The sequence below is a fragment of the Proteus terrae subsp. cibarius genome (assembly GCF_011045835.1).
GTDB lineage: Bacteria > Pseudomonadota > Gammaproteobacteria > Enterobacterales > Enterobacteriaceae > Proteus > Proteus cibarius.
Genome location: NZ_CP047349.1, coordinates 1,871,682 through 1,897,552, shown reverse-complemented (window position 1 = coordinate 1,897,552; position 25,871 = coordinate 1,871,682). Strand labels below are relative to the sequence as shown.

Sequence of the window (25,871 nt, the reverse complement as noted above, 5' to 3'; positions counted from 1 at the left end):
ATTTTTATTGAATTTCATCAAAAGTAAGTTATTTAAAAAAATTTAAAAACGTAAATGTCTCGCTGCTTTTCTTAGTCGATCATCTCCACGCCTATCATAACGTTGAGTCGTCATAATACTGGCATGCCCCATGGCATCTTTTACAGTGACAATATCTTCACCATTATCAAGCATTGCAGAAGCAAATGTTCTTCGTAGATCATGAGGAGCAAATTTATCAATACCACTTTCTTGTTGTCGAGTTTCTAAAATATAGTAAATGGCTTGATCGGTGATCCGCTCATCGGTGACATCATCAAACCGACGAATGCGAGTAAAAAGAGGACCATCTTGTGTGCCTCTTATTTCATCAATCCATAATTGAACACGATCCCAAGTATCATCGGGCATATAAGACATACGTTCTTTATTACCTTTACCTCTAACAAGAAAAGCTTGATCACGAAATTGAATGTGCTCATAGTTAATAGCCACTATTTCTGAACGACGCAATCCACAACCTAATAACACACTTAATATTGCTGCATCTCTTAAACCTTTCGACGAACTGTCTTTTTCACAACTTCTAAATAAAGCACGAATTTCATGACTTGTTAGAGCTCGGCCTTTGGGTAATCTACTTCCTCTTACCGATTTAACTTGGCGGATATGCTGATAACTTTCAGTATCCATTTGTTTCATTGCCCAAGCTTCTAAAGCGACACCTTTTAACGCAGCAAGATAAGTATTGATAGTAGCGGGGGCTTTATTGGCATCAGATAACATGTCAATAATAGCTTGAATATGATGACGGCGAAGTGCTCCCCATTGGCAATTTTTAAGAGAAGAAAAACCGATCATCTTAGCAACAATAGTTAAAAACGATCCCATTGTTTGACGACTACGTTTTGAACCCAAACTCATTAAATATGCCATTGCAGGATTAGTATGAGCAGGCGAGGTGAATGTTGCATTCAGATCCAATAATGTTTGTTTTTCAGACAAAACTAGCGATGTTTCAGGTGTTAATTCCTGATCGTCGTGGTGAAATTCCACTGTGATTTCCTTATTAAATCAACATAACCATGATGAATATTCTATCAGATCCAAAAAAGAAAAAAGCTACTTTTTCAAAGGTACATTTTAATAAGTAGAGATGATCTTGTTTGTTTTCGCATCAGAGTGATGGTGATGTGAGCTATTTTAGCGTGAATAAGCATCAAGAGAATTTTTGGTAAAAAACGAGGCAAGTCGTGTTAAGAAAAAGTGCAGGGAATAAGAAGAGAAAAAGGGGGGACATACCGTTTTCACACCCAATTTTTACCGTTATTCTTGAGTCGATAAAGGTAAAATTTTGGGTGTGAAATAATCAATAGCTATTTAAATCACTCTTTATAAATTGCGACAACAGGTTTTCCGTCATTACCAATTGTGCCACGATACATACCTTCAGAATTAAAACTCATTGTGTAGTTACCTGTTTTATCTAATACGATAACACCACCACTACCATTAATGGCTTTAACTTCATCAAGTGCATTTTGAGCAGCCTCTTCTAAAGGTAAATTTTTATATTTAACTTGGGCTGCGATATTGAAGGCAGTTAATGTTCTGATAAACATTTCACCCGATCCTGTTGCGGAGACAGCAACCGTTTCATTATCAGCATAGTTACCCGCACCAATAATTGGGGAATCACCAACTCGGCCATAACGTTTGTTTGTCATTCCTCCTGTAGAAGTTCCTGCCGCCAAGTTACCATGTTGATCAAGAGCAACTGCACCAACAGTGCCATATTTATAATCGTACATCATAGGATCAACAAAAAGTGCCGCTGTTTTACCATCATGATCTAAAACAACTTGTTCTTTTTCTATTGCTTTTTGAAGTTGTTGCCAACGATGTTCGGTTTTAAAATAAGAAGGATCTACAATAGTAAGCCCTTGTTCTTTAGCAAAAAGATCAGCACCATTTGATACCATCATCACATGTGGACTTTTTTCCATCACGGCAATGGCGGCGTTAATTGGGTTTTTAATAGTGGTAACACCTGCAACAGCACCGGCTTTACGGGTTTTACCATCCATAATAGAAGCATCAAGTTCATTACGACCATCATGAGTAAAAACGGCACCTTTCCCCGCATTAAATAATGGTGAATCTTCCATGACATTAATGGATTTTTGAACAGCTTCTATGCTGGTGCCTCCACTATTTAAAACAGCATATCCGGCATTTAATGCTTCGGTTAATTTTTCTTTATATTCCTTTTCTTGTTCTGGCGTAATGGTGTCTTTAGTGATTGTTCCTGCACCACCATGAATAACAAGGCGAATAGGAGAATCGCTATTTGCGAAAACAGAGGTAGCAAACAGGGTGCAAAGTGTCATTGTGGCAAGTTTATATTTGATATTATTCATATAACCCTTCTTGTTTTTAATTAAAATTGACTGGATATCATCATATGGATTTTACAATCTTGATCTTAAATTCTAATTAATTACATCAACGTACTTTGATAACTAATTGCAATAATCACTATATAAAAAGTTTAAGGTATAAGTGGTCTGAACACTCAACTTTCTTTTTAATTTGTCGATCTTCATCATGGATTAGTTTGTTTTTATTTTTCAATAGAAAGAAATCAATGCGTTGTGTTTTTTAGTATTTTTTCTTAATGAAGGGAATAAATATAAATCGTAGCTAATAATATTTTTAAAAAATAAAAATAAAAATAAAAATAATAATGCTATTTTTTACTTTTTATTTTCATTTATATGATGAAATTTAAACTATAAAATTTGTTAAATTATAAAAAAAATACAATTTTTGATGATTTTAAATTAGGAAAAACTCAATTGTAAATTGAAATTATTTATCAATAAATTAATAGAACTTTAAATTTAATTAATAGTTGATAACTTTTGTTACTATTTCACCTGTATTTTTATGTAATAAATACGGAGTTTCTATATACAATTTGTGTCTTTCCTTGAATAATCAAAAATAGATGATGGATTATGTGATAAAAGTACTACATTAATTTGAGTTAAAGCTCTATTATAATAACATAATATTTATAATTCATAAGGTTAGCTTTTTATATTTTATTTTTTATAGTGAGTGCGTTAGCGTTATCAATACAAATGAACTATTTTTAAATAGATATAAAATAAAAATATACGTCTCATTATTTAACTATTTTCTTACATACAGCGGATAAACATATTTTTGGTATTCTTTTATGGCTAAAGGAAGGTTAAATAATTTATATGAAAAATCAAAAAAAGAGTCGTTTTTTTGTTTATAGCATCATTCTCGTTGCGATTGTTGTCGCGGGAGTTTTTTGGTGGAAATCTCAAGCACCAACACTTCCTTCAGGATTTGCTCAAAGTAATGGGAGAATAGAAGCAACAGAAATTGATATTTCAACGAAAACGCCGGGAAGAATAGACTCTATTTTAGTTCAAGAAGGTGATTTTGTTAAAGCGGGTGAAGTGTTAGCAAACATGGATACTCGAACACTTAAAGAACAACTTCATGAAGTTCAAGCTCAATTAAACCAAGCAAAAAGCAGTGTGATCACTGCGCAGTCTGCATTATCACAACGTAAAAGTGAACAACTTGCAGCTCAAGCTGTTGTTCGTCAACGTATCGCTGAACTTGATGCCGCCCAAAAAAGACTTAATCGTTCTCGTGCATTAGTAAAAACGAATGCCATTTCTATTCAACAATTAGATGATGATATTGCAAGAACAGAAGGGGCAAGAGCAGCGGTTGAAGCCGCTAAAGCGCAAGAAACCGCAACGATAGCGGCAATAGAATCGGCTAAAGCGGGGATCATTCAAGCCAATACAAAAGTGGATGCAGCAACAGCAACCGAAAGACGTATTTTGGCGGAATTGGATGACAGTATTTTAAAAGCACCGCGCAATGGTCGTGTTCAATATCGTGTTGCAGAGCCTGGTGAAGTTTTAGGTGCTGGCGGTCGTGTATTAAATATGGTTGATCTCAGTGATGTGTATATGACTTTCTTTTTACCAACAGAAGCCGCGGGTAAAGCTGCATTAGGAAGTGAAGTTCACATTATTTTAGATGCCGCACCTCATATCGTTATTCCTGCCAAAACAACTTATGTTGCCAGTGTCGCTCAATTTACACCCAAAACGGTAGAAACAGATAACGAAAGATTGAAACTCATGTTCCGTGTAAGAGCTCGTATTGCTCCTGAATTACTTGAAAAACACCTTGAATATGTCAAAACAGGTTTACCCGGGCGTGCTTATATTCGTTTAGATCACAACCAATCTTGGCCAACTGATTTAGAGGTGAAATTACCACAATGAGTCAAATAATGAGAACGCAAAGTCATTCTCATATCATTGAATTGACTCATGTATCCCAACATTATGGCGATACCAAAGCGCTTGATGATGTGACATTGACTATTCCTGCGGGAAAAATGGTCGGATTAATTGGCCCTGATGGCGTAGGAAAATCGAGCTTGATCTCTCTTATTTCTGGTGCGAGAGAGATTCAAACAGGACAAGTGATTGTTTTAAACGGAGATATGAATGATGTTGAACATCGAAGAGCCGTTTGTCCTCGCATTGCTTATATGCCTCAAGGGTTAGGTAAAAACCTTTATCACACACTTTCTGTTTTTGAAAACGTTGATTTCTTTGGCCGTTTATTTGGTCAATCAAAACAAGAACGGGCAGAACGCATAAATGACTTACTTGAAAGTACCGGTTTAGCGCCATTTAGAGATAGACCTGCGGGTAAACTTTCTGGGGGAATGAAACAGAAACTAGGTTTATGTTGTGCGCTTATTCATGATCCGGAATTGCTGATCCTTGATGAACCCACTACAGGAGTTGACCCATTATCACGGGCACAATTTTGGGAATTAATTAATCGTATACGTAAGCGTCAAAAAAATATGAGCGTATTAGTTGCGACCGCTTATATGGAAGAAGCTGAACGTTTTGATTGGCTGGTTGCTATGGATGCAGGAAAAATATTAGCAACAGGTCACGCGGATGAATTAAAAGCCAAAACTCATACTAATGAACTAGAAGCTGCTTTTATCGAATTATTACCAGAAGAGAAAAAGAAAGATCACCAAAAAGTTATTATCCCGCCAAGAAATAAAAGTGACGATGATACTATCGCCATTGAAGCACAAGATTTAACCATGCGTTTTGGTCAGTTTGTTGCCGTAGACCATGTTAGCTTTCGTATTCCTAAAGGAGAAATTTTTGGTTTCTTAGGATCGAATGGTTGTGGTAAATCAACCACCATGAAAATGCTAACTGGTTTACTAGAAGCCAGTGAAGGGCGAGCCTGGTTATTTGGTCAAGAGGTTGACCCTAAAGATATCGAAACTCGCCGCCGTGTCGGTTATATGTCACAAGCATTTTCACTTTATAGTGAATTAACGGTACGTCAAAACCTAGAGTTACATGCCAAGCTTTTTCATATTCCAGAAGATGAAATTCCTCAACGAGTTAAAGATATGAGTGAGCGTTTTAATTTAACCGACGTCGAAGAAATGATGCCAGATGGCTTGCCATTAGGTATTCGTCAACGTCTATCGCTTGCTGTAGCCGTTATCCATAAACCTGAAATGTTAATCCTTGATGAACCAACTTCAGGAGTTGACCCCATAGCACGAGATATGTTCTGGAACTTGATGGTTGATTTATCAAGACGTGACGGTGTCACTATTTTTATCTCAACTCACTTTATGAACGAAGCCGCGCGTTGTGACCGAATGTCATTGATGCATGCAGGTAAAGTATTAGTGACTGATACACCTGCGAATTTAGTTAAAAACAGTCAATTTGATACACTTGAAGAAGTTTTTATTGACTATCTTAAAAAGGCATCGGGTGAACAAGAAGCACCAGAACTTGATGAAAAAAAACTACAACTTCCTACATCTCCCCATGACAGTGCAGAAAAAGCATTAAAACAACGATTTAGCTTACGACGTTTATTTAGTTACAGTATTCGTGAAGGTATGGAATTACGCCGAGATCCTGTACGACTTACCTTAGCGTTATTAGGCACGGTGATCTTGATGTTTATTATGGGATACGGTATCAGTATGGACGTCGAAAACCTGCGTTTTGGTATTATGGATCGAGACAAAACAGGGCTAAGTCAGGCCTATAGCCAAAATCTTTCAGGCTCTCGTTATTTTATTGAAAAAGCACCAATCACAGATTATGACCAATTGGAAAAACGGCTTCGTAGTGGTGATATTACGGTTGCGATTGAAATTCCACCTAATTTTGCACGAGATGTTGCTAAAGGCCACACGGTAAAAATTGGTGTTTGGATTGATGGTGCAATGCCTAATCGAGCTGAAACTGTTCGTGGTTATATTCAGGCAATGCATTTAACATGGATGCTTGATATGGCTATGCGTCAACCCACTAATATTGTTGATAAATTGTCACCTATTAATATAGAAACCCGCTATCGCTATAACCCTGATGTAAAAAGTTTACCTGCAATTGTACCCGCGGTTATTCCTCTTTTATTAATGATGATCCCCGCGATGTTAAGTGCGTTGAGCGTCGTTCGTGAAAAAGAGCTTGGTTCTATTATCAATCTTTATGTTACACCTATCACCAAAGCAGAGTTTTTATTAGGTAAGCAATTTCCTTATATCTTATTAGGTATGTTTAACTTTTTTATGCTCTGTGCGCTTTCAGTCTTTGTATTTGGTGTAAGTTTTAAAGGGAGTATGTTAACGCTTTCTTTAGGTGCATTACTCTATATCACTATTGCAACAGGAATGGGATTGCTCATTTCTTGCTTTATGAAAAGTCAGATTGCAGCCATTTTTGGTACTTCAATTATTACTTTAATTCCAGCAACACAATTTTCAGGCATGATTGATCCTGTTTCGTCACTGGAAGGTATCGGTAAATGGATAGGGCACATTTATCCTACATCTCACTTTTTGACTATCTCTAGAGGGACATTCTCTAAAGGATTAAACCTTTTTGATTTACCTTGGTCTTTTATTCCTTTGCTTATCACTATCCCAATTGTTATTGGGTTGAGTGTCTTTTTCTTGAAAAAGCAGGAGGCTTAAATGTGGCGCACAATCCAAAATGTGTTTAATTTAGGCGTAAAAGAGCTACGCAGTCTCTCTCGTGATAAAGCGATGCTGGCATTAATTGTATTTGCTTTTACGGTATCAATTTATTCATCAGCAACTGTTACCCCAGGCTCATTACATCACGCGCCGATTGCTGTTGCTGATCAGGATAAATCACAGCTATCTGCACGTATTGTAAATAGTTTTTATATGCCTTATTTCTTGCCTCCCGCCGATATTACTCCTGAACAAATTGATGGTTTATTAGATAGAGGTGCTTATACCTTTGCACTTGATATTCCCCCTAATTTTCAGCGTGATCTCTTAGCCGGTCGTAAACCTGAAATACAAGTTAATATCGATGCAACCAGAATGAGCCAAGCTTTCTTAGGTAATAGCTATATCCAAAACATTGTCATGGGTGAAGCAAAAACCTTTTTAGCGAAAAATAGAACCAATGATCCACTGCCTGTTGATTTGGAAGTTAGAATGAGTTTTAACCCAAACCTAACACAATCTTGGTTTGGCTCTGTTATGGCAATTATCAATAATATCACTATGTTATCGATAGTATTAACCGGGGCTGCATTAATAAGAGAGCGAGAGCACGGCACCATTGAACACTTATTGGTTATGCCTGTAACTCCTTTTGAAATTATGCTTTCTAAGATATGGTCAATGGGATTGGTTGTATTATTGGCATCAGCCATGTCGTTGGTATTAGTCGTAAAATCGCTACTTCATGTTCCTATTGAAGGCTCTGTTTTACTGTTTATGTGTGGTGTTGCTTTAAGCTTATTTGCGACAACCTCAATAGGTATTTTTTTAGGAACAATGGCACGCTCAATGCCCCAATTTGGTTTATTGATGATTATGGTATTATTGCCATTAAATATGTTATCAGGAGGGATGACATCACGAGAAAGTATGCCTCAGTTTGTACAGGATGTAATGCAAACAATGCCAACCACACACTTTGTTAGCTTAGCGCAAGCTATTTTATATCGTGGTGCTGACTTCTCTATTGTGTGGCCACAATTCATTATCTTAGTTGTTATTGGTTCGGTGTTTTTCTCATTAGCATTATTACGTTTTAGAAAAACCATTTCGGCTATGGCCTAATAAATTTAAATATTAATCGATAAATTAACCTATTTTCTTCTATTATTAAATATAGAAGAGAATAGGTTTTTTATTAATCCAATTACTTTGAATTGGTATTTTTACTTAAAAATGAACTTTCAATAAATAACCTTCACTGAGGTAAATAATATATTTGAGATAAGATATTAAGTAAAAGTCATTAATAAATAACTTTATCCTTCATTAGAGTAATGAAATTAATATATTTTTATTGATTATTTTAAATAAGGCTAATTTTATGAAAATAATGAAAATATTAAAAAGAGAAACAATAGAAAGTAATTTTAATAAAAAAGAACAAGCTAGTATAGATATAATGGATATTAAACCAATTAGAGATAAATTATATTTACCTTACTCTATAAATGCTTGGTATACCACAACACTTAGTGAAGCGATAACATTTATTCAGCTTCCTACTGCTATATCTGGCTCTCAAATTTTACTTCATATAACGCAAGGTTCAGGTGCAAATCAAGTCGTTTTTATTGATGATGTATTATGGCCTTTAGGTCGTAAGCCCCTCTTATCATGGGATAAGGGGGCTATTGATATTATTCAATTTATTGCCCTTAATGAGACGTGGTTAGGGCGATTTATTGGCGGAGGTATGCATGTATCAGAATGACAATTTAATGTCTGTCTATAATTTGCTATTTGGGCATCAACGTTTTTTAGATAATAATACTGGTTTAACAATAGATAGAAGTAAACAGCATTTTGTTTTTAATCCTGATGGCGTTTTATCAAATAATAGACATACAATCGGATATACACGTTTAGAGTCACAACCTAATGGAGATGCAACAACTGAAGGCCAATCCTTACAAATATTGGGTTATCTCTATGTATATAAAGCAACAAAAGATAAGTATTGGCTAAATAAGGCTATCTGGTGTTTTAATGCCTATATTAAATATTTCTATCAATGCCAAGAAATACCTGATCCCCCACATGATAGATGGTTAAGTCAATGGATTATTAATGGCAAAGAGCCTACTTTATCTAATTGGCCAATTAATTTTGATGAACCCACTAATTCAGGGTTTATTGATACTGAAATTATGTTTGTTGATGGAACTTGTCAAATACCACACGGTGCTCCTTATTGGGGAGAATATCTTGATATCGTGACACAAGCTTATCGTGGCGTATTATCTTATCCCAACATAAATGCCCGAGTTGTCGCACTAAATAATGACGGAAGTATTAATTGGAGACAAAAAGGTGAGTCTGTTGAATTAGCATGGTTAATTGATTTATATGGACGAAAAATTGATAACCAAGGTCATATTTTAGAAGAAAGGGCAATTGAACCTAAAGGCTATGTAAAAATGACATCGCCAATTAATGGATTATGGAAATTGTGTCATGCAAATATTCAACCTGTAGAGAAAGGTGGTTTTCTGATAAAACGAAATATGGCATGGCATAATCGACCACTCAATATTCCTATTATCGATAAGAGAAATTATGGTAATGCAGCTGATGCAGAAGAGTGGTTTTTAGAGGCCAGTTATACATTATGGAAAATAACAAATGAACACCGTTATTGGTTAGCTTGGCGAAATAGTGCATTAATGTGCATGAGATATGCAAATATTGATTCTAATGATAAATTCTTCAGACAATCTACCACGGAATTAAGCCCGTTTACTGATGGGATCTCCTATGAATATCATTATCCCAAGGATCGCCATATTTCTCTTGATAGAAATAAGCAGGGGTTTATCAGAATAAAAACGGATGGAAATGCTGCGGTGACTTTAGAGCAACAAAGTATTTCAAAGAAAATTGATAAAAACTCGAAAATAACCATTAATGTGGGAGGGGGGGATAAAAATAAAGCCCCATTAAACGTCAGAATTAATATGGGTATTATTCCGCAAAAGAACAGCCATGCTGTGAAAAATTGGTTTTTGCCACTACCTCATACTCCTACAAATAGTAACGTAATAAAATATGAATTTAGTGTAAGTTCGTTTATTAAAAAAAATGAAGATATTGAATATCTTACAGTTAATGATGTGGGATATATTAAACTTGACGAAGATATCGAGACTTCATTTGAGTTCGAAGATAATATTATTGATGGTCGTTCAGCAGTTGTACAACATGTGCGACTTAAAGAGAACAGTAAAATAATGGTGGGTTTTTGGCTAACAACTGTAGGAAAGGCGATACCGACATCATTTACGTATAAATTGCATAGGGATAAATGGAAAATCATTATTTACGATGCTGATCTCTGGCGTTGGTATTGGATATTACCTATGACGAAAGGTCAGTGGTCTACTATTCAATTAAAGCCTGAAACACTTATATTAATGGATTATCAACCTTATTATTCAGGCGATGAAATTAAACCTACACATCCGAATTTACAAGCAGTCTCTAGTGTCACTCTTGCTATTTATGAACTTGAAAAAAATGATAGTTCAGAAATCACTTGGTATTGCTTTAACGATATACCAACTCATTTTAATGATCTTGATGGTTGGACACATAAGTTTTCAATCACTCTAACAGGTAATGATAGTTTTGAAGGGCTGATTGGTGATTGCGACATTAGCTACAATGATCTCAATAAACTCGCTTATACCCCCGGTATTATTCCTTTTTCCAATAATTCTACAAAAGATTCTTCTCAATTCGATTCATGGCGTGGATTACCTTATCCTGGCTATCAACATCCTTTTATTTATATCCATGAAGAAAATGCACAAACTCATTTAGAAAATATGTGTCAATTTCTGTTTGATGCCCAAAAGGCTTATGAAGAGAAGTTTAAGGTGAAAGGCCCCGTTGCCATGGCCTATGTTTGGGATCGCTGGGATAACATTGAATATGGTGAGGCAGATACCTTTATTTTTAATCATTGGGGGAGCGATGCTTGGGCAGGATATCAACCTAGGGCTTTTGCTTCAGCGGCTAGAGCGTGGTATGAATTAGTCTTGTGTAAAAAAAACATTCCTGAAAATCTTATTCGATTTACAAGTAATTGGGTTGATTATCTTATTCATTTCTTTGAGAAAGTTGGCGGGTTTCCTTGTGAGTTTCCTGCTGACTCGCCACCACCAGAAAATCGAGATTTTGTCGGCCATATGACAGGATTATGGTTGTGTGGCCTTTGTTTTGCTGCAATGTCTGGGTGTAAAAACAGTAAATTAAATTGGATTATTGAAAAATCAGTTACTGAACTTATTGAGCACTATAATGTGGTGTCTCCAACAAGCCCAATGAATGGAAGTTGGTCTCCTGCCGTAAGAAAAGAAAGTGATAATGGGATGTTTTATGGTTTCTGGTCAGGCGAGATCTTACGCGGATTAGGCATGTATATATTGTATAAACAAGAAAACTGATTAATTGATAAATTAACCTTGTTTATTTTCCTATTACCCTCAGTTACGGCATAAATCGATAACCGATCCCCGTTTCTGTAATTAAATGCACAGGACATGCGGGATCGGTTTCTAGTTTTTGGCGTAAATGACCCATATAAATGCGCAAATAGTGGCTATGTTCAACGAAATTAGGCCCCCAAACATGTTGCATTAAATGCCGTTGAGTAAGCACTTTTCCGCTGTTATTAACCAATTCACTTAGCAAACGAAATTCAGTCGGCGTTAAATGTACAGGTTCATTTTGACGAGTAACAATACGATTAACCCAATCAATCGTAATATCGCCAAAGGTAAATTGTGTGTTTTCATTTTCTTGTTTAACAAAACGGCGTAGTGACGCTCTAACTCTAGCTAATAACTCACTAATACCAAAAGGTTTAGTTAGATAGTCGTCCGCTCCTGCATCAAGCGCTTTTACTTTGTCTTGTTCCGAATCTCGAGCTGAAAGTACGATAACGGGTGTACTACTCCATTGACGAAAATCTTGAATAAAGCAGAGACCATCTTTATCTGGTAAGCCAAGATCAAGAATAACTAAATCAGGCTTTCTTGATGCCGCTTCAATTAATCCTCGTTGGCATTCACTGGCTTCATAAACACGAAATCCTTCGTTCTCTAAAGCAAGCCGAACAAAGCGTAAGATCTCTTTTTCATCTTCAATAATTAAAATGTTATATGGAGTCACTGTTTTATTTCAATCTCATCAATATCAGGGAGTAATTTTAAAGGTAAAACAAAGTGGAAACTTGCTCCACCTTTTTTATGGTTTTCAGAAAAATTATTGTTTTCAGCCCAAATTTCACCCTCATGTAAGCGAATAATCGCGCTACATATCGCTAAACCTAAGCCAACACCAGGAATTGCGGATTCTTTTACTGCGCGTGAAAATTTATTAAAAATAAGTTGTAGTTGGTCAGTCGGAATACCATTACCTTCATCCCACACCTCAACATGAATTTTAGAGGCTTCAATATAAGCTCTTACTCCGAGCTTTGTGTTTGGAGTCGTATATTTTACTGCATTTTCAAGTAAGTTCGTGATAACCCGTTCAATTAAGTTACCATCACAATAAAGCAGTAAATCAGCAGGAATATCAATTTGTAATGGATGTTTATCAAGTAAATAAGAGAGTGACCGAATGGCACTGCCTGTAATTTCTTGCAGTGAATTCCATTGTAAATTCACTTCAATACCACCAGATTGAATACGTGCCATATCAAGTAGATTATTGACTAAACGCGAGGTTGTGAGGATCTGCTGTCGAATTTGGTTAACTTGTTCTGTATGGGATGAACCTTCAGCACTTAAATCGAGAAGTAAAATCTCTGATTGCCCAAAAAGCACTGTAAGCGGTGTTTTTAAATCATGAGAAAGCGCCGCTAATAATGCATTTCTTAATTGCTCCCGTTCGATATTAATTCGAGATTGTTCTGCAATTTCAGCTTGTTGTAATCGTTCGAGTGCATTAGCAATCAAACCATTAAAGGTTTGCAATAGTTGCTGTTGTTCTGGAATAAGCAATTGGCGAAGATTATTAGGTTCAATGGCTAAAATAGCTAAAACTTGTTGAGATGCGGTAATTGGATGTAATTGGTAAGGCACACTTGGTAACGTATCTGTACCAGCACCTGCAATTTGGTCTTTATCACAACACCAGCGCGCAATGCCATTATCAATAGGTAAATGCCCCATACCTTCGGCATGAAAAGGCATTAATTCACCTTGTTTGTTGGGGAGCAATAAGCAAACTTTTGCATCAAACGCACTTGATAAAAAATGGTAACTGGTATGAACAACATCTTGTAATGTTACCGCGCGTCCCAGCTCCCTTGTCATTTCAAATAAATGACGAGTGCGTTGCTCTCTATAACGAGCAACACGTGTTTGATAACGCATACCCGCAGTTAAATTACCGACTACCAATCCTACAATAAGCATGACTGTAAAAGTGATCAAATACTGCATATCGAGTACAGCAAGTGAAAAGTGAGGCTGTACAAAGAACAAATCAAAACTAATGACATTGATTAATGCTGCAAAAATAGAAGGGCGACGACCAAAAAAGAGAGCAATTAATACTACGCCCAATAAATAGAGTGTCACTAAATTGGCTTTATCAAGCGCTAATAGAAATGTGCGAGAGAACAAGGTGATCGCTAAACATATTCCTATCGCTGTAAGATAGCCTTTTATCTCTTGTCGCCATTTTTCATTTTGCAGTGGTGCTGTTTTAGTTTTATAACGGAGCTCCTCATCATTAAGAGCAACGCTGATAACATGAAGATCGGGGGCATAGCGTGCTAGTTTTTCTGCAAACCGCATCCGTATCCAGCGTTTTAACCATTGCCATTTTTGATAAGCACGCTGACCAATAATCACTTTCCCAAGATTATGTTCTCTGGCGTAACGGATCACTGCTTTTTCCGCTTGATTATCAGAAAGGATCGCGGTTCTTGCACCTAGATGTTGTGCCAGTTTTAAAGAGTGCAAAATTGCCCGGCGTTTATGCTCACCAATTTGATGAAGCTTAGGGGTTTCAACATAAATAGCATGCCATTGGCAACCAAAAGCGGCAGCATAACGAGCTGCCGTGCGAACTAATTTGTCGTTACCACCATGAGCACCGAGACATACCATTAGACTATCTGTCGTGTGCCAAACAGGTGATGCTCCTTGGCTATCTCGAAATTCTTTAACTTGTGTATCAACTCTATCTGCCATACGACGTAAAGCTAATTCTCGTAGTGCGATTAAATTACCTTTACGAAAAAAGTGTTCGATGGCTCGTTCTGCTTGTCCGGCTAGATATACCTTGCCTTCATGCAAACGTTGTTGTAAATCATCCGGCGGTAAATCCACCATAACCACTTCATCAGCACTATCAAAAATATAGTCAGGGATCGTCTCTTGAACACGAATTCCTGTAATGCTTCCCACAATATCGTTAAGGCTTTCAATGTGTTGTACGTTTATTGTGGCAAGTACATCAATACCGGCATCCAATAGTTCTTCCACATCTTGCCAGCGTTTAGGATGTCGGCATTTGTGTGGATTACTAAATGCCAGTTCATCCATTAAGATCACCGCCGGATGTCTGGCTAATGCGGCATCTAAATCAAATGCTACAAGCTTTCTACCATGATGATGAATACGCTGTGGTGGTAATAAAGGTAATCCATGAAGTAGCGCGGCCGTTTCTTGCCTTTGATGCGTTTCAACAACACCAGCAAGCACATCAATACCTTGCTGGTGGAGGCGTTGAGCCTCTTGTAACATGGCATAAGTTTTCCCTACGCCAGCACAAGCGCCAAAAAATATTTTTAGGCGTCCACGAGTTGTTGTTCGCGTTGAAGCGAGTAAATCATCGGGTGAGGGTCGTTGCCACTGCTTTTCGAGTTCCATTTTATTGAGTACTCACTTTCTGCTGTTTTTCTGCACTTAATTTATCTAGTGCCTGATTTAGCATAAACACATTCACAACAGGTTCACCCATAAACGGCAGTAGTGGTGATGTTGTATTGTTTTTTATTAATTGCTCAATTTCATTTTTAGTGAGTTGGCGAGAATATGCAATATTTTCAATTTGATAATAAGCTGCTTGTAATGAAATATGAGGATCAAGCCCACTTCCTGATGCTGTGACTAAACCAACAGGAACAACATCTTGATTATGCGTTATTTTTTTCCATGTTTGGATACGTTTAGTTATCTCATTAAGAAGTAATGGATTTGATGTTGCTAGCTGGCTAGCACCTGATGCCAGGCTGTTATAGGGCATTTCTGACGTCATTGATGGACGACCCTTAAAATAATCATCCCGCGTAAATTGTTGCCCAATCAATTCAGAGCCAATAAGTTTATTATCTTGATACACGAGAGAGCCGTTTGCTTGCCATGGAAAAATAAGGTTGGCTAATCCTGTAACAAGTAAAGGATAGGCGAGCCCAGTTATTAGTGTGAGTAATAATAACATCACTAAAGATGAACGAAATAGATGCATATAAAACTCCTTAAAACCCAATAAACGCTAAGATCATATCGATGATTTTAATGCCAATAAAAGGGACTAATAATCCACTGATCCCGTATAAAGAGAGGTTACGGCGCAATAATGAGTGCGCAGAAACAGGGCGATAGTGAACACCTTTAAGGGCTAGAGGGATCAAAAAAACTATAATTAAGGCATTGAAAATAACGGCAGATAACATTGCAGATGCGGGTGAATGTAAATTCATGACATTAAGCATATTGAGTTGTGGGTAAGTGACTGCAAAAGCCGCAGGAATAATGGCAAAGTATTTTGCGATATCGTTGGAAATACTAAATGTAGTTAAAGCGCCTCGTGTCATTAGCATTTGTTTACCAATGTGCACCACTTCGATTAATTTTGTTGGATTAGAATCTAAATCAACCATATTTCCCGCTTCTTTGGCGGCTTGAGTACCTGAATTCATCGCAACAGCAACATCAGCTTGCGCCAATGCAGGAGCATCATTAGTACCATCGCCGGTCATTGCGACTAATCGACCTTCTGATTGATATTGACGAATTAGTGCTAATTTTGCCTCTGGTGTTGCTTCAGCCAGAAAATCATCAACACCCGATTCTGCTGCGATAGCCGCTGCCGTAAGATGATTATCGCCAGTGATCATGACCGTTTTTATACCCATTTGGCGAAGTTGAGCAAAACGCTCTTTAATTCCGCCTTTCACAATATCTTTAAGCTCAACAACACCTAAGATTTTCTGATTTTCAACCACCACCAGCGGTGTCCCACCCGTTCTTGCCACTTGTTCGACGATTGTGGTGACTTCATCAGGAAAATGACCGTGACTGACTTCAATATGGCGACGAATAGCATCAACAGAACCCTTGCGGATCAAGCGTTCACCTAAATTAACGCCACTCATTCTTGTCATTGCAGAGAAGGGAATAAAAGAAGCGCCAATTGACGCTAAATCGCGTTCGCGCAAATTAAAACGTTGTTTAGCGAGGATCACAATGCTTCTGCCTTCAGGCGTTTCATCTGCAAGTGAACTTAGCTGTGCTGCATCTGCAAGCTGTTTTTCACTAATACCTGAAAGAGGAATAAAACGAGAAGCTTGGCGATTACCAAGTGTAATAGTGCCTGTTTTATCAAGAAGTAAGACATCAACATCGCCCGCGGCTTCCACTGCGCGACCACTGGTTGCAATTACATTGGCATCAAGCATTCGGCTCATACCCGCCACTCCAATCGATGAAAGCAATCCACCGATCGTGGTAGGGATCAAGCATACTAACAAAGCAATCAAAGTTACTACTGAAATAACAGCACCATGTCCTTGAAACTCGACAGCAAAAACACTAAATGGATAAAGGGTAATGCAAGCCAACAAGAAAATCAGTGTCAGAGCGGTTAATAGGATAGTTAAAGCCACTTCATTTGGCGTTTTTCTACGCTTTGCACCTTCCACCATTCCAATCATGCGGTCGAGAAATGAATTGCCAGCTTCTGCAGTACAACGAATAATCAGCCAATCTGACAATACTCGAGTTCCTCCCGTTACAGAAGAAAAGTCACCGCCTGACTCACGGATCACCGGCGCTGATTCCCCTGTAATCGCGCTTTCATCAACAGAAGCACCACCTTCAATCACTTCACCATCACAAGGAATAACTTCACCAGCATTGACTAAAACGATATCACCTTTATGCAGTGAGAAAGAGTCCACGGTTTCTTTCGAGGCATTAATATCTGCGTGATGTAAACGTACTGCTTTGGATTGTTGTTTTGCACCACGTAAGCTCGCTGCTTGCGCTTTACTTCGACTTTCTGCTAATGACTCAGCAAAATTGGCAAATAGCAATGTCACCCATAACCAAATCATTACTTGTGAAGTAAAGTGATTATCTTTAGGGAAATAACCTAACAGTGAAGCAAACCAAATTCCGCTAGTTAAAAGCGCACCAACATAAACAATAAACATAACGGGGTTACGCCATTGTGCTTGAGGTGTGCATTTTTTTATTGCATCAAAGAAAGCCGACATCACGGTTTTTCTGTCAAAAAGTTGCGTTGTTTTCATGATACGTTTCCTTATTTAGCCCAAAACTGTTGTAAATGTTCTGCTATAGGGCCAAGTGCTAATGCCGGAACAAAAGTCAGAGCGCCGATCATTAATACAGTGAGGATCAATAACAAAATAAATAGCGGTGAAGTGGTAGAGAGAGTTGCCAAGCTTTCTGGCTGACGTTTTTTCACGGCTAAACTACCTGCAATAGCTAAAACCGGTAACATGACACCGAAGCGACCAATCAACATGGCGAACCCTAATAATAGATTGTAAAAAGGTGAGCTGGCATTAAGTCCAGCAAAGGCACTGCCGTTATTATTCGCAGCAGAAGTAAAGGCATATAGCACTTCACTAAAACCATGAGGACCTGGGTTTAAAATGGCCTCGCGACCAATATCAGTAAATAAGGCGAGGGTTGTGCCTAATAAAACCACGGCTGGAGAGATTAAAATAGCAACAGCTACCCATTTCATTTCAGCAACACCAATCTTTTTACCAAGGTATTCAGGTGCTCGCCCAACCATTAATCCCGCGATAAATACGGCTAATAATACATAGAGGATCATGCCGTAAAATCCTGATCCCACACCGCCAAAGACCACTTCTCCGGTTTGCATTAACCACATTGGCACCATGCCACCTAAAGCCGTTAATGAATCATGCATGGCATTGACTGCACCACAAGATGCAGCTGTTGTGACAGCAACAAAAATCGCGCTACCAATTATGCCAAAGCGTGTTTCTTTGCCTTCCATATTTAGTGAGCTATCTGTACCAGCAAAGATAAACTCTGGATTTCCTTGCCATTCAGCCCAAGTGATCACAGCAACGGCAACAATGAAAATTAGTGTCATAGCCCAAAGTAAGGTATAGCCTTGGCGTTGCATCCCACTTAAACGACCAAAGGCAAAACATAAGGCAGTAGGAATAAGAAATATGGCAAGGATCTGTAAGAAGTTACTGAATGACGTTGGGTTTTCATAAGGATGTGCAGAGTTTGCTGCAAAATAACCACCACCATTTGTACCCAAGAGTTTAATTGCTTCTTGAGATGCAACAGGTCCCATTGGTAACCATTGTTGGTGTCCATCAAGACCTTGACTTAATACCGCAGGATGAAAGTTTTGTATAACGCCTTGGCTGACAAATAACAGTGACCAAATAACTGCTAAAGGCAATAAAACATATAATGTAATACGCCCAATATCGATCCAAGCATTCCCTAATGAGGTACAAGAAGATTGAGTTAATGCTCTAATTAAAACGAAGGCAACAGCAATACCCGTTGTAGCAGATAAAAAATTTTGTACGGCAAGCCCCGTCATTTGACTTAAATAACTGACAGCCGTTTCACCGCTGTAAGCTTGCCAATTCGTATTTGTGATAAAGCTAATTGTGGTATTTAACGCTAAATCCCAACTCATATTAGGGGCAAATTGAGGATTTAAAGGTAAATAGCCTTGGTTAAGCAATATGACAAATAATAGAATTGCGCCCATTAAATTAAAAATAAGAAGGGCGAGCATATAGTGATACCAGCTCATCGGCTGGATTGTTTTTCCTGCGGGTTTAAAACCACAACAACGCCAAATAACATGTTCGGTTTGAGTAACCCAATGAGGTAAGTCACCTTCAATAAGGCGAGCTAAGTAATGTCCAAGCATTTTCCCCATTACAAATAATGTGATCAGAAAAACAGCAAGATATATCCACATTGTTGTTGCCATTTTTAAAATGCCTCTGCGTTAAATAACACATAGATAAGATAAGCAGTGAGCAAAACAACTAATGCCACAGCACCAAATATCAGCATCAGAACAATCCTTTTACTATTTAGATTGAATGAGCGTACTTAATGGGCTGTAAAGATGTTGATAAAAAAGGGATGGGCGGTGTAAAAAAAGTATAAAAATGGCTGATAGGTGATTTATTGACTCCTTGAGCGGTTGAAATAATGTCGTCCCTTTGTTAGATCTAACTTAGGTTTAAATTAAGTGAATAGAAATTAGCACTCTCTAGGGGATATTGAATGAATACTCTCTATCTAAAGACCAAATGGTTTTTATACTTCTTAAGCCTACTATTAATTTCATCTATCTTCATGGTTAAAGCGATGGCAAGTTCTGATAAGGCATACCTAGTTACACTGGCACAAGAGGGAAATTTATCTGAATTAAAACGTCAGATAGAACAAGGTGCAAATATTGAACAACGTGATCTAAAATTACGCACACCGCTAATGGCAGCCACACATGCTAATCAAATTGAAGTCGCAAAATATCTGATAGAACAAGGTGCCGATGTTAATGCTCGTGACGCAATTCATGATTCACCTTATCTTTATGCAGGCGCAAGAGGGTTACAGGAAATTTTAGAACTAACCTTATCACATGGCGCCTCGCTTAAAAGTGTTAATCGTTATGGTGGAACAGCATTAATTCCTGCATCAGAGCGAGGTCATGTCAAAACAGTAAAAACATTGATTGATGCTGGTGTAGATGTTGATCATATTAATCGTTTAGGTTGGACGGCTTTAATCGAAGCGATTATTTTAGGTGATGGTAGCCAAAAATATGAAGAAATTGTGACTTTACTTATTGAAGGCGGAGCTAATGTCAATCTTGCTGATGGATCAGGCCATACACCATTAACCTTGGCTAAAGATAAAGGCTACACGAATATTGTTAATATACTTGAACAAGCGGGGGCAAAATAATGTCAGATAACCAATTTATACAACAAGCCATATCGCTTGCAATGGATAATGTGAAAGTGGGGGGAAGACCATTTGGTGCGGTCATTGTGAATAATGGCCAAGTGATTGCGAGCGCCGTTAATCAAATACTAACGACAAATGATCCGACAGCCCATGCTGAATTATTAGCATTACGGGAAGCCGGTAAAGTATTAGGGCGCCCCAAGTTAGATGATTGCGTTGTTTATGCTAGTGGACAACCTTGCCCAATGTGTCTTGCCGCAATGCGTATGGCGGGGATCACTAAAATTTTTTATGCCTATTCGAATGCTGATGCCGAGCCTTACGGACTATCGACAGCCCATATTGCTAAAGCATTAAGAAAGGAACCAGAACAACAAGAAGGCCTTCAATTTACACAGATAAAAACCGAAGATGAAACACAACCTAGGCTTTATCAGTTTTGGTCACAGCAATCTTAAGAACGTTAACTTTTATATATCAAAGCCCTAAAAGCGAGAATTTCTTTCGTCTTTAGGGCTTCACATTTTTACTGTCTATTGTAAATCAACAAAATAACTGTTTTTCAGCAGGTATAATATTTAACTGTGATTGCCAACTTTTGAGCGTTAATGTCGCCAGCATGGCTAGACCTTCGTAATAAGGAAATGCGCCTTGCAGAGATAATTTCTCTAAATAACGATAAGCCCATGGAAGAAGATGTTCAGCTAATAGCTCATTTAATTTTTCAGGGCGAGTTTCTGCAATCCATGCCACCATCATCACCATTAAACCAAAGTGATCTTCTGGCTCATTTTGAGTTAACGCAATATCAATGCCGTTTGCTAGCATCCACTCGCGTAAATCTAATGTTGAGTTACCGAATAATACATTTTCATGATCAAGGTAAACAGAGCCCCAAGGTGGCGCAGGTAGTGCGTAAGGGCCGACAAATAAACGTTGATATGCCTGCGCTAAAGTTTCTTCCTCTAATGTGGTTTGTGAAAGAAGGTTAGCAATGCGTTGCTTTTCTTCATCACTGCCATAAGGCCATTCTTCAACCCACTTTTGACTAGACAGCAGCTCGACAATGTCACTTTTCTCTGTAGGTGCGTAATAAAACGCAGCGCCTAAAATACGGGCCGTGAGAGAAATATCAGTAATAAGTTGTTGTTCCATAATATTTTTATAATCCGCTTAGATTTATTTTCTTTACTATATGCGATTTTCTATCTAAACATAATGACGAAGATTAAAAAAGAGTGATACCGCATTATAAAAGGAAAACCGCCATAACAGATAAAAAGTGTGGGCTTTTTAACTATTACAGCGGTTTAAAGGCAGCGTTTTTAATTAACCAACAACCGCCATACCGACAGTCATATGTAAACCATAGAACACACCGCGCCCTATAAATTCACCGGCAAACACTAAAATAAAGCCCAATGCTAACAAAGCAACAGAAGGGTTATTTTTATGCAGAAGTGGCGCAATCCAGCAACTTAAGCCTAAGACTAAAGCCACTAATTTAATGCCCATTAAAGCACCATAGTTAGGGACTAAATCCACCGCTTTTTGTACAGAGGTTTGAATAGAGCCTAATTCAAAACCTTGTGATGTTGCCACAATGGCACTCACAACAATCGCAATAACACTTAATAATGGCAATGCACTGACGCAGTTTAAATTAAAGCCTGCAATTCGCATTAAAAGTGCCGCTAAAATAGGGCCACAGATAAAGGCAGTCAGCACAAAATTAAATGTGGTGTAGCTGTTATACCACGTTGGAACGGTATCAATTTGGTATACACGAGAGATCGCCGTAATAAATAATGCGGCTAATATCATAACCAGTGTGACCCATAATTTACCTAATGCAGCCGGCATTTTATTAAGTACCGCCAGTAACCAGTAAATACCACCTAGTGCAAAGAAAATTGAACCGCTGGCAATTTCATTACTTAATGATGAGTGGCCTAGACGAAGTAATGAGTTAAATGCACGTAGTGGCGTTCCCATATGCATCATGGAGAGCAAGAAACCAATTCCCATTAATGCCCAGAGTCCAAACATGCTGTAATGCACTTTTCGGTTCATTTCTGCGGAGAGCTTACCCGAAAGAATTGCGCATCCCATAATAATAAAAGCGCCAGCAACACTTTGACCGATAACGGTAAAAAACATTAGTGGCCATTCATGCAATCCCACCATCTTACACCTCCTCTGGGTTTGCCAGATGACCAGTGGTATCACCCACAGGACGGCTATTGGCATTTAATTTAAGGACAATATTTGGCTTGGTGTATTTTGCTGAAGGAAGTGGGGCGATTTCAGCTAAATCACCATATTTAGCGCGTAACTCTTCAATCGGTGCCATATCTAATGCACGTAGTGGGCAAGATTCGACACAAATAGGTTTTTTACCTTCGGCTACACGTTCATAGCAACCATCACATTTGGTCATATGACCTTTGACTTCATCAAATTGCGGTGCGCCGTAAGGGCAAGCCATGTGACAATAGCGACAACCAATACAAATATCTTCGTTAACGACAACAAAGCCGTCTTCACGTTTATGCATCGCACCACTTGGGCAAACTTTGGCACAAGCGGGATCGTCACAGTGGTTACACGAAATAGATAGGTAATAAGCAAAAACGTTCTGTGTATAAACGCCATCTTGCTCTGTCCAATCACCACCCGCATATTCATAGATACGGCGGAAATTAACTTCTGGGGATAAATTTTTAAAATCCTTGCACGCCAGTTCACAGGTTTTGCAGCCGGTGCAACGACTTGAATCAATATAAAAACCATATTGCGTTGACATAACCAGACTCCTTACGCCTTGACGACTTCAACAAGATTACTGTGAGAAGGATTACCCTTAGCGAGAGGTGAAGGGCGTTGTGTCGTTAACACGTTAATGCTACCCGCGTGATCGATACGGTTACTATCTGGGTTATACCAAGCACCTTCACTTAAACCGACAACTCCCGGTAAAATACGAGGTGTGACTTTCGCATTGATCCTAACTTCACCACGATCGTTATAAATACGCACTAAATCACCGTGTTTGATACCGCGTTTAGAAGCATCAACAGGGTTGATCCACATTTCTTGAGGGCAAGCAGCTTTTAAAACATCAACGTTGCCATAAGTTGAGTGAGTGCGTGATTTATAGTGGAATCCTGTCATTTGTAATGGATATTTCTCCATTGCCGGATCGCCATAGCTTTCAAAGCCAGCGGAATAGATAGGCAATGGATCAATCACATCGTCAGACGCCAGTTCCCATGTCGCTTTAATGTTGGCAAGCTGAGAAGAATAAATCTCAATTTTGCCTGATGGTGTGGTTAATGGGTTACTTTCAGGATCTTCACGGAATTTGCGATAAGCAACGTGATGGCCTTCAGGATCGCGTTTTTTGAAGATACCTTGAGCACGGAATTCTTCAAAAGTCGGCAGTTCAGGTAAGTTTTGACGAGATTGTTCGTAAAGATGACGTAACCACTCTTCTTGTGTGCGGTTTTCAGTGAATTTTTCACCTACACCCATACGTTTTGCAATTTCGCTTGTCATTTCATAGATATTACGGCTTTCAAAGCGCGGTTTGATTGCCTGATCAGCGAAAATAACATAAGCCATATTACCCGCTGAAGCATCCATACAGAAATCCATCTGTTCTGATGCAGTGCAGTCAGGAAGTAGAATATCGGCATATTTAGCAGATGCTGTCATATGGTTATCGATCACCACAATCATTTCGCATTTTTTATCGTCTTGCAAAATGTCATGAGTACGATTGATTTCAGAATGTTGGTTAACTAAGCAGTTACCCGCGTAGTTCCATACCATTTTGATAGGTACATCAAGCTTGTCTTTACCACGAACACCATCACGGGTCGCGGTCATTTCAGGGCCACGTAAAATGGCATCCGTCCACATAAACATGGAAATGCTGGTGGTGACTGGATTAGTCAGCGTTGGCATACGAACAAAAGGAATACTGTAAGAGCCTTCACGAGCACCAGTATTACCGCCGTTGATCCCCACATTACCTGTTAAAATAGAGAGCATCGCAATAGCGCGAGAAGCAAGCTCGCCATTAGAACGGCGTTGAGGCCCCCAGCCTTGTGTAATATAAGCCGGTTTCGCTGTTGCGATTTCACGCGCTAATTTAACAATACGTGAAGCGGAGATACCGGTGATCTGCGCTGCCCATTCTGGAGTTTTTGGCTGACCATCTGCGCCATCACCTAAAATATAGGCTTTATAGTGACCATTTTTGGGCGCACCTTCTGGCATAGTGGTTTCATCATAACCAACACAATATTTATCTAAGAAAGGCTTATCAACTAAGTCTTCTTTGATCATGACATAAGCTAATGCATTGACTAATGCCGCATCTGTTCCCGGACGAATAGGGATCCATTCATCTTCACGGCCTGCACCTGTATCGGTATAGCGTGGGTCGATAATAATCATTCGTGCATCAGATTTTTCACGCGCTTGCTCAACATAATAGGTGACACCGCCACCACTCATACGTGTTTCGCCAGGATTATTACCAAACATCACGACAAGTTTAGTGTTTTCAATATCTGAAGGGCTATTACCATCAGCCCAACCACCATAGGTATAGTTTAATCCAGCTGCGATTTGTGCCGTACTATAGTCACCATAGTGATTAAGATAACCACCACAACAATTCATTAAACGTGCAATTAATGTTGCACCTGGTGGCCAAGACTTCGTCATGGTGCCACCTAAAGTACCTGTACCGTAGTTTAGATAAATAGATTCATTACCATAATCTTTGATTAAACGTTTCATGGTATCTGAAATAGTATCAAAGGCTTCATCCCATGAAATACGTTCAAATTTACCTTCACCGCGTTTACCTACACGTTTCATTGGGTAACGTAAACGGTCTGGATTATAAACACGACGACGCATAGAACGACCACGTAAACAGGCACGAACTTGGTGTAATTCTTCGTAGACATCATTGCCAGTGTTATCAGTTTCGACGTACTTAATTTCGCCATCAACCACATGCATACGTAATGGGCAACGGCTACCGCAGTTTACAGTACAGGCGCTCCACACCACTTTTTCGCTATTGGTTGTTGTTGTTGTTTCTGAGGCAACGGCTTGATTAAAGGGGAGTGATAATCCCCCAGCAGTCATTGCTAAACCACCCGCTGCACCTGTTTTGACAAAACGACGGCGAGATAAAGGAGTGGAAAGTAACGCCATCTCTTTGATGTTTTTCATACATTACTCACTTGATTATTTACATTTTTAAGAAAAGCAGAAGCTAACAAGCTTATAAAGAAATAATTATTGTTATTGTTGTTAAAAAATAAGCATTTTAACGTAGGCAATAAAACCCAACTGTTAATGTGGATACTACGTATTTTCTAAAAGTTGTAGTTGCTTTACATCAAAGAAAAGTGATTTATTACAAGCGT

19 protein-coding genes are annotated in these 25,871 nt (G+C 38.5%); 7 read left to right on the top strand and 12 right to left on the bottom strand.

The features are described 5' to 3' along the window. Positions 1–42: 42 nt before the first annotated feature. Positions 43–1,035 carry a tyrosine-type recombinase/integrase gene (locus tag GTH25_RS08885; protein ID WP_164530502.1) on the bottom strand — a complete coding sequence of 331 codons (993 nt, stop codon included), beginning with the start codon at positions 1,033–1,035 and terminating at the stop codon, positions 43–45. Between the two features lie 329 nt (positions 1,036–1,364). After that, positions 1,365–2,399 (bottom strand): isoaspartyl peptidase/L-asparaginase family protein, encoded by a 1,035-nt coding sequence (locus tag GTH25_RS08880; RefSeq protein ID WP_156733438.1) that lies wholly within the window; start codon positions 2,397–2,399, stop codon positions 1,365–1,367. An 852-nt stretch (positions 2,400–3,251) separates the two neighbouring features. Between GTH25_RS08880 and GTH25_RS08875 the strand changes: the two genes are divergently transcribed. From GTH25_RS08875 to GTH25_RS08855, 5 genes are all read left to right on the top strand, one after another. Then, positions 3,252–4,325: an HlyD family secretion protein gene (locus GTH25_RS08875; protein ID WP_156733436.1), complete on the top strand. Its 1,074-nt coding sequence runs from the start codon at positions 3,252–3,254 to the stop codon at positions 4,323–4,325. An 8-nt stretch (positions 4,326–4,333) separates the two neighbouring features. Then, positions 4,334–7,090, top strand: coding sequence for a ribosome-associated ATPase/putative transporter RbbA (gene rbbA, locus GTH25_RS08870; RefSeq protein ID WP_191902118.1), 2,757 nt, complete (start codon positions 4,334–4,336; stop codon positions 7,088–7,090). Then, positions 7,091–8,218, top strand: a complete 1,128-nt coding sequence (locus tag GTH25_RS08865) for an ABC transporter permease (RefSeq protein ID WP_156733432.1) — start codon at positions 7,091–7,093, stop codon at positions 8,216–8,218. It begins immediately after the preceding gene. A 259-nt stretch (positions 8,219–8,477) separates the two neighbouring features. Beyond that, positions 8,478–8,867: a hypothetical protein gene (locus tag GTH25_RS08860; RefSeq protein ID WP_075673119.1), complete on the top strand. Its 390-nt coding sequence runs from the start codon at positions 8,478–8,480 to the stop codon at positions 8,865–8,867. Beyond that, positions 8,854–11,601, top strand: a complete 2,748-nt coding sequence (locus tag GTH25_RS08855; protein WP_156733431.1) for a phage tail protein — start codon at positions 8,854–8,856, stop codon at positions 11,599–11,601. Before GTH25_RS08860 ends, GTH25_RS08855 begins: the two co-directional genes overlap by 14 nt. 43 nt (positions 11,602–11,644) lie before the next feature. Here GTH25_RS08855 and kdpE read toward each other — a convergent pair whose 3' ends face one another. The 6 genes from kdpE to GTH25_RS19365 are packed head-to-tail and all read right to left on the bottom strand — an operon-like array spanning position 11,645 to position 19,512. Continuing rightward, positions 11,645–12,328, bottom strand: coding sequence for a two-component system response regulator KdpE (kdpE, locus tag GTH25_RS08850; RefSeq protein WP_075673117.1), 684 nt, complete (start codon positions 12,326–12,328; stop codon positions 11,645–11,647). Then, a complete protein-coding gene (gene kdpD, locus GTH25_RS08845; protein ID WP_156733429.1) occupies positions 12,325–15,045 on the bottom strand; it encodes a two-component system sensor histidine kinase KdpD in 2,721 nt (906 codons plus the stop codon). The genes kdpE and kdpD overlap by 4 nt, the downstream gene beginning before the upstream one ends. A 1-nt stretch (position 15,046) precedes the next feature. Then, positions 15,047–15,643: a potassium-transporting ATPase subunit KdpC gene (kdpC, locus tag GTH25_RS08840; RefSeq protein WP_075673115.1), complete on the bottom strand. Its 597-nt coding sequence runs from the start codon at positions 15,641–15,643 to the stop codon at positions 15,047–15,049. Positions 15,644–15,653: 10 nt separating this feature from the next. After that, entirely contained in the window at positions 15,654–17,711 is a 2,058-nt protein-coding gene (gene kdpB, locus GTH25_RS08835; protein WP_075673114.1) for a potassium-transporting ATPase subunit KdpB, read from the bottom strand. An 11-nt stretch (positions 17,712–17,722) separates the two neighbouring features. Continuing rightward, positions 17,723–19,426: a potassium-transporting ATPase subunit KdpA gene (gene kdpA / locus GTH25_RS08830; RefSeq protein ID WP_164530501.1), complete on the bottom strand. Its 1,704-nt coding sequence runs from the start codon at positions 19,424–19,426 to the stop codon at positions 17,723–17,725. 2 nt (positions 19,427–19,428) lie between these two features. Next, on the bottom strand, positions 19,429–19,512 hold the full coding sequence (locus GTH25_RS19365; protein WP_099660395.1) for a potassium-transporting ATPase subunit F: 84 nt from the start codon (positions 19,510–19,512) through the stop codon (positions 19,429–19,431). A 216-nt stretch (positions 19,513–19,728) separates the two neighbouring features. Here GTH25_RS19365 and GTH25_RS08825 point away from each other — a divergent pair, with 216 nt between their 5' ends. After that, a complete protein-coding gene (locus tag GTH25_RS08825; RefSeq protein ID WP_075673112.1) occupies positions 19,729–20,415 on the top strand; it encodes an ankyrin repeat domain-containing protein in 687 nt (228 codons plus the stop codon). Further along, entirely contained in the window at positions 20,415–20,876 is a 462-nt protein-coding gene (locus GTH25_RS08820; protein ID WP_099660396.1) for a nucleoside deaminase, read from the top strand. The genes GTH25_RS08825 and GTH25_RS08820 overlap by 1 nt, the downstream gene beginning before the upstream one ends. 85 nt (positions 20,877–20,961) lie before the next feature. Here GTH25_RS08820 and dmsD read toward each other — a convergent pair whose 3' ends face one another. The 4 genes from dmsD to dmsA form a co-directional block, all read right to left on the bottom strand. Further along, positions 20,962–21,573 carry a Tat proofreading chaperone DmsD gene (dmsD, locus tag GTH25_RS08815; RefSeq protein ID WP_075673110.1) on the bottom strand — a complete coding sequence of 204 codons (612 nt, stop codon included), beginning with the start codon at positions 21,571–21,573 and terminating at the stop codon, positions 20,962–20,964. A 174-nt stretch (positions 21,574–21,747) separates the two neighbouring features. After that, on the bottom strand, positions 21,748–22,605 hold the full coding sequence (locus GTH25_RS08810) for a DmsC/YnfH family molybdoenzyme membrane anchor subunit (protein ID WP_099660397.1): 858 nt from the start codon (positions 22,603–22,605) through the stop codon (positions 21,748–21,750). 1 nt (position 22,606) lies between these two features. Continuing rightward, positions 22,607–23,224 carry a DMSO/selenate family reductase complex B subunit gene (locus tag GTH25_RS08805; protein WP_023582154.1) on the bottom strand — a complete coding sequence of 206 codons (618 nt, stop codon included), beginning with the start codon at positions 23,222–23,224 and terminating at the stop codon, positions 22,607–22,609. A gap of 11 nt (positions 23,225–23,235) precedes the next feature. Next, positions 23,236–25,674 (bottom strand): dimethylsulfoxide reductase subunit A, encoded by a 2,439-nt coding sequence (dmsA, locus tag GTH25_RS08800; protein ID WP_164530500.1) that lies wholly within the window; start codon positions 25,672–25,674, stop codon positions 23,236–23,238. Positions 25,675–25,871 lie beyond the last annotated feature (197 nt).

Coding starts and splice junctions, on each gene's coding strand:
- GTH25_RS08880 (WP_156733438.1), bottom strand. CDS start 2,399: ATGAATAATATCAAATATAAACTTGCCACAATGACACTTTGCACCCTG.
- GTH25_RS08875 (WP_156733436.1), top strand. CDS start 3,252: ATGAAAAATCAAAAAAAGAGTCGTTTTTTTGTTTATAGCATCATTCTC.
- rbbA (WP_191902118.1), top strand. CDS start 4,334: ATGAGAACGCAAAGTCATTCTCATATCATTGAATTGACTCATGTATCC.
- GTH25_RS08865 (WP_156733432.1), top strand. CDS start 7,091: ATGTGGCGCACAATCCAAAATGTGTTTAATTTAGGCGTAAAAGAGCTA.
- GTH25_RS08860 (WP_075673119.1), top strand. CDS start 8,478: ATGAAAATAATGAAAATATTAAAAAGAGAAACAATAGAAAGTAATTTT.
- GTH25_RS08855 (WP_156733431.1), top strand. CDS start 8,854: ATGTATCAGAATGACAATTTAATGTCTGTCTATAATTTGCTATTTGGG.
- kdpD (WP_156733429.1), bottom strand. CDS start 15,045: ATGGAACTCGAAAAGCAGTGGCAACGACCCTCACCCGATGATTTACTC.
- kdpC (WP_075673115.1), bottom strand. CDS start 15,643: ATGCATCTATTTCGTTCATCTTTAGTGATGTTATTATTACTCACACTA.
- kdpB (WP_075673114.1), bottom strand. CDS start 17,711: ATGAAAACAACGCAACTTTTTGACAGAAAAACCGTGATGTCGGCTTTC.
- kdpA (WP_164530501.1), bottom strand. CDS start 19,426: ATGGCAACAACAATGTGGATATATCTTGCTGTTTTTCTGATCACATTA.
- GTH25_RS19365 (WP_099660395.1), bottom strand. CDS start 19,512: ATGCTGATATTTGGTGCTGTGGCATTAGTTGTTTTGCTCACTGCTTAT.
- GTH25_RS08825 (WP_075673112.1), top strand. CDS start 19,729: ATGAATACTCTCTATCTAAAGACCAAATGGTTTTTATACTTCTTAAGC.
- GTH25_RS08820 (WP_099660396.1), top strand. CDS start 20,415: ATGTCAGATAACCAATTTATACAACAAGCCATATCGCTTGCAATGGAT.
- dmsD (WP_075673110.1), bottom strand. CDS start 21,573: ATGGAACAACAACTTATTACTGATATTTCTCTCACGGCCCGTATTTTA.
- GTH25_RS08810 (WP_099660397.1), bottom strand. CDS start 22,605: ATGGTGGGATTGCATGAATGGCCACTAATGTTTTTTACCGTTATCGGT.
- GTH25_RS08805 (WP_023582154.1), bottom strand. CDS start 23,224: ATGTCAACGCAATATGGTTTTTATATTGATTCAAGTCGTTGCACCGGC.
- dmsA (WP_164530500.1), bottom strand. CDS start 25,674: ATGAAAAACATCAAAGAGATGGCGTTACTTTCCACTCCTTTATCTCGC.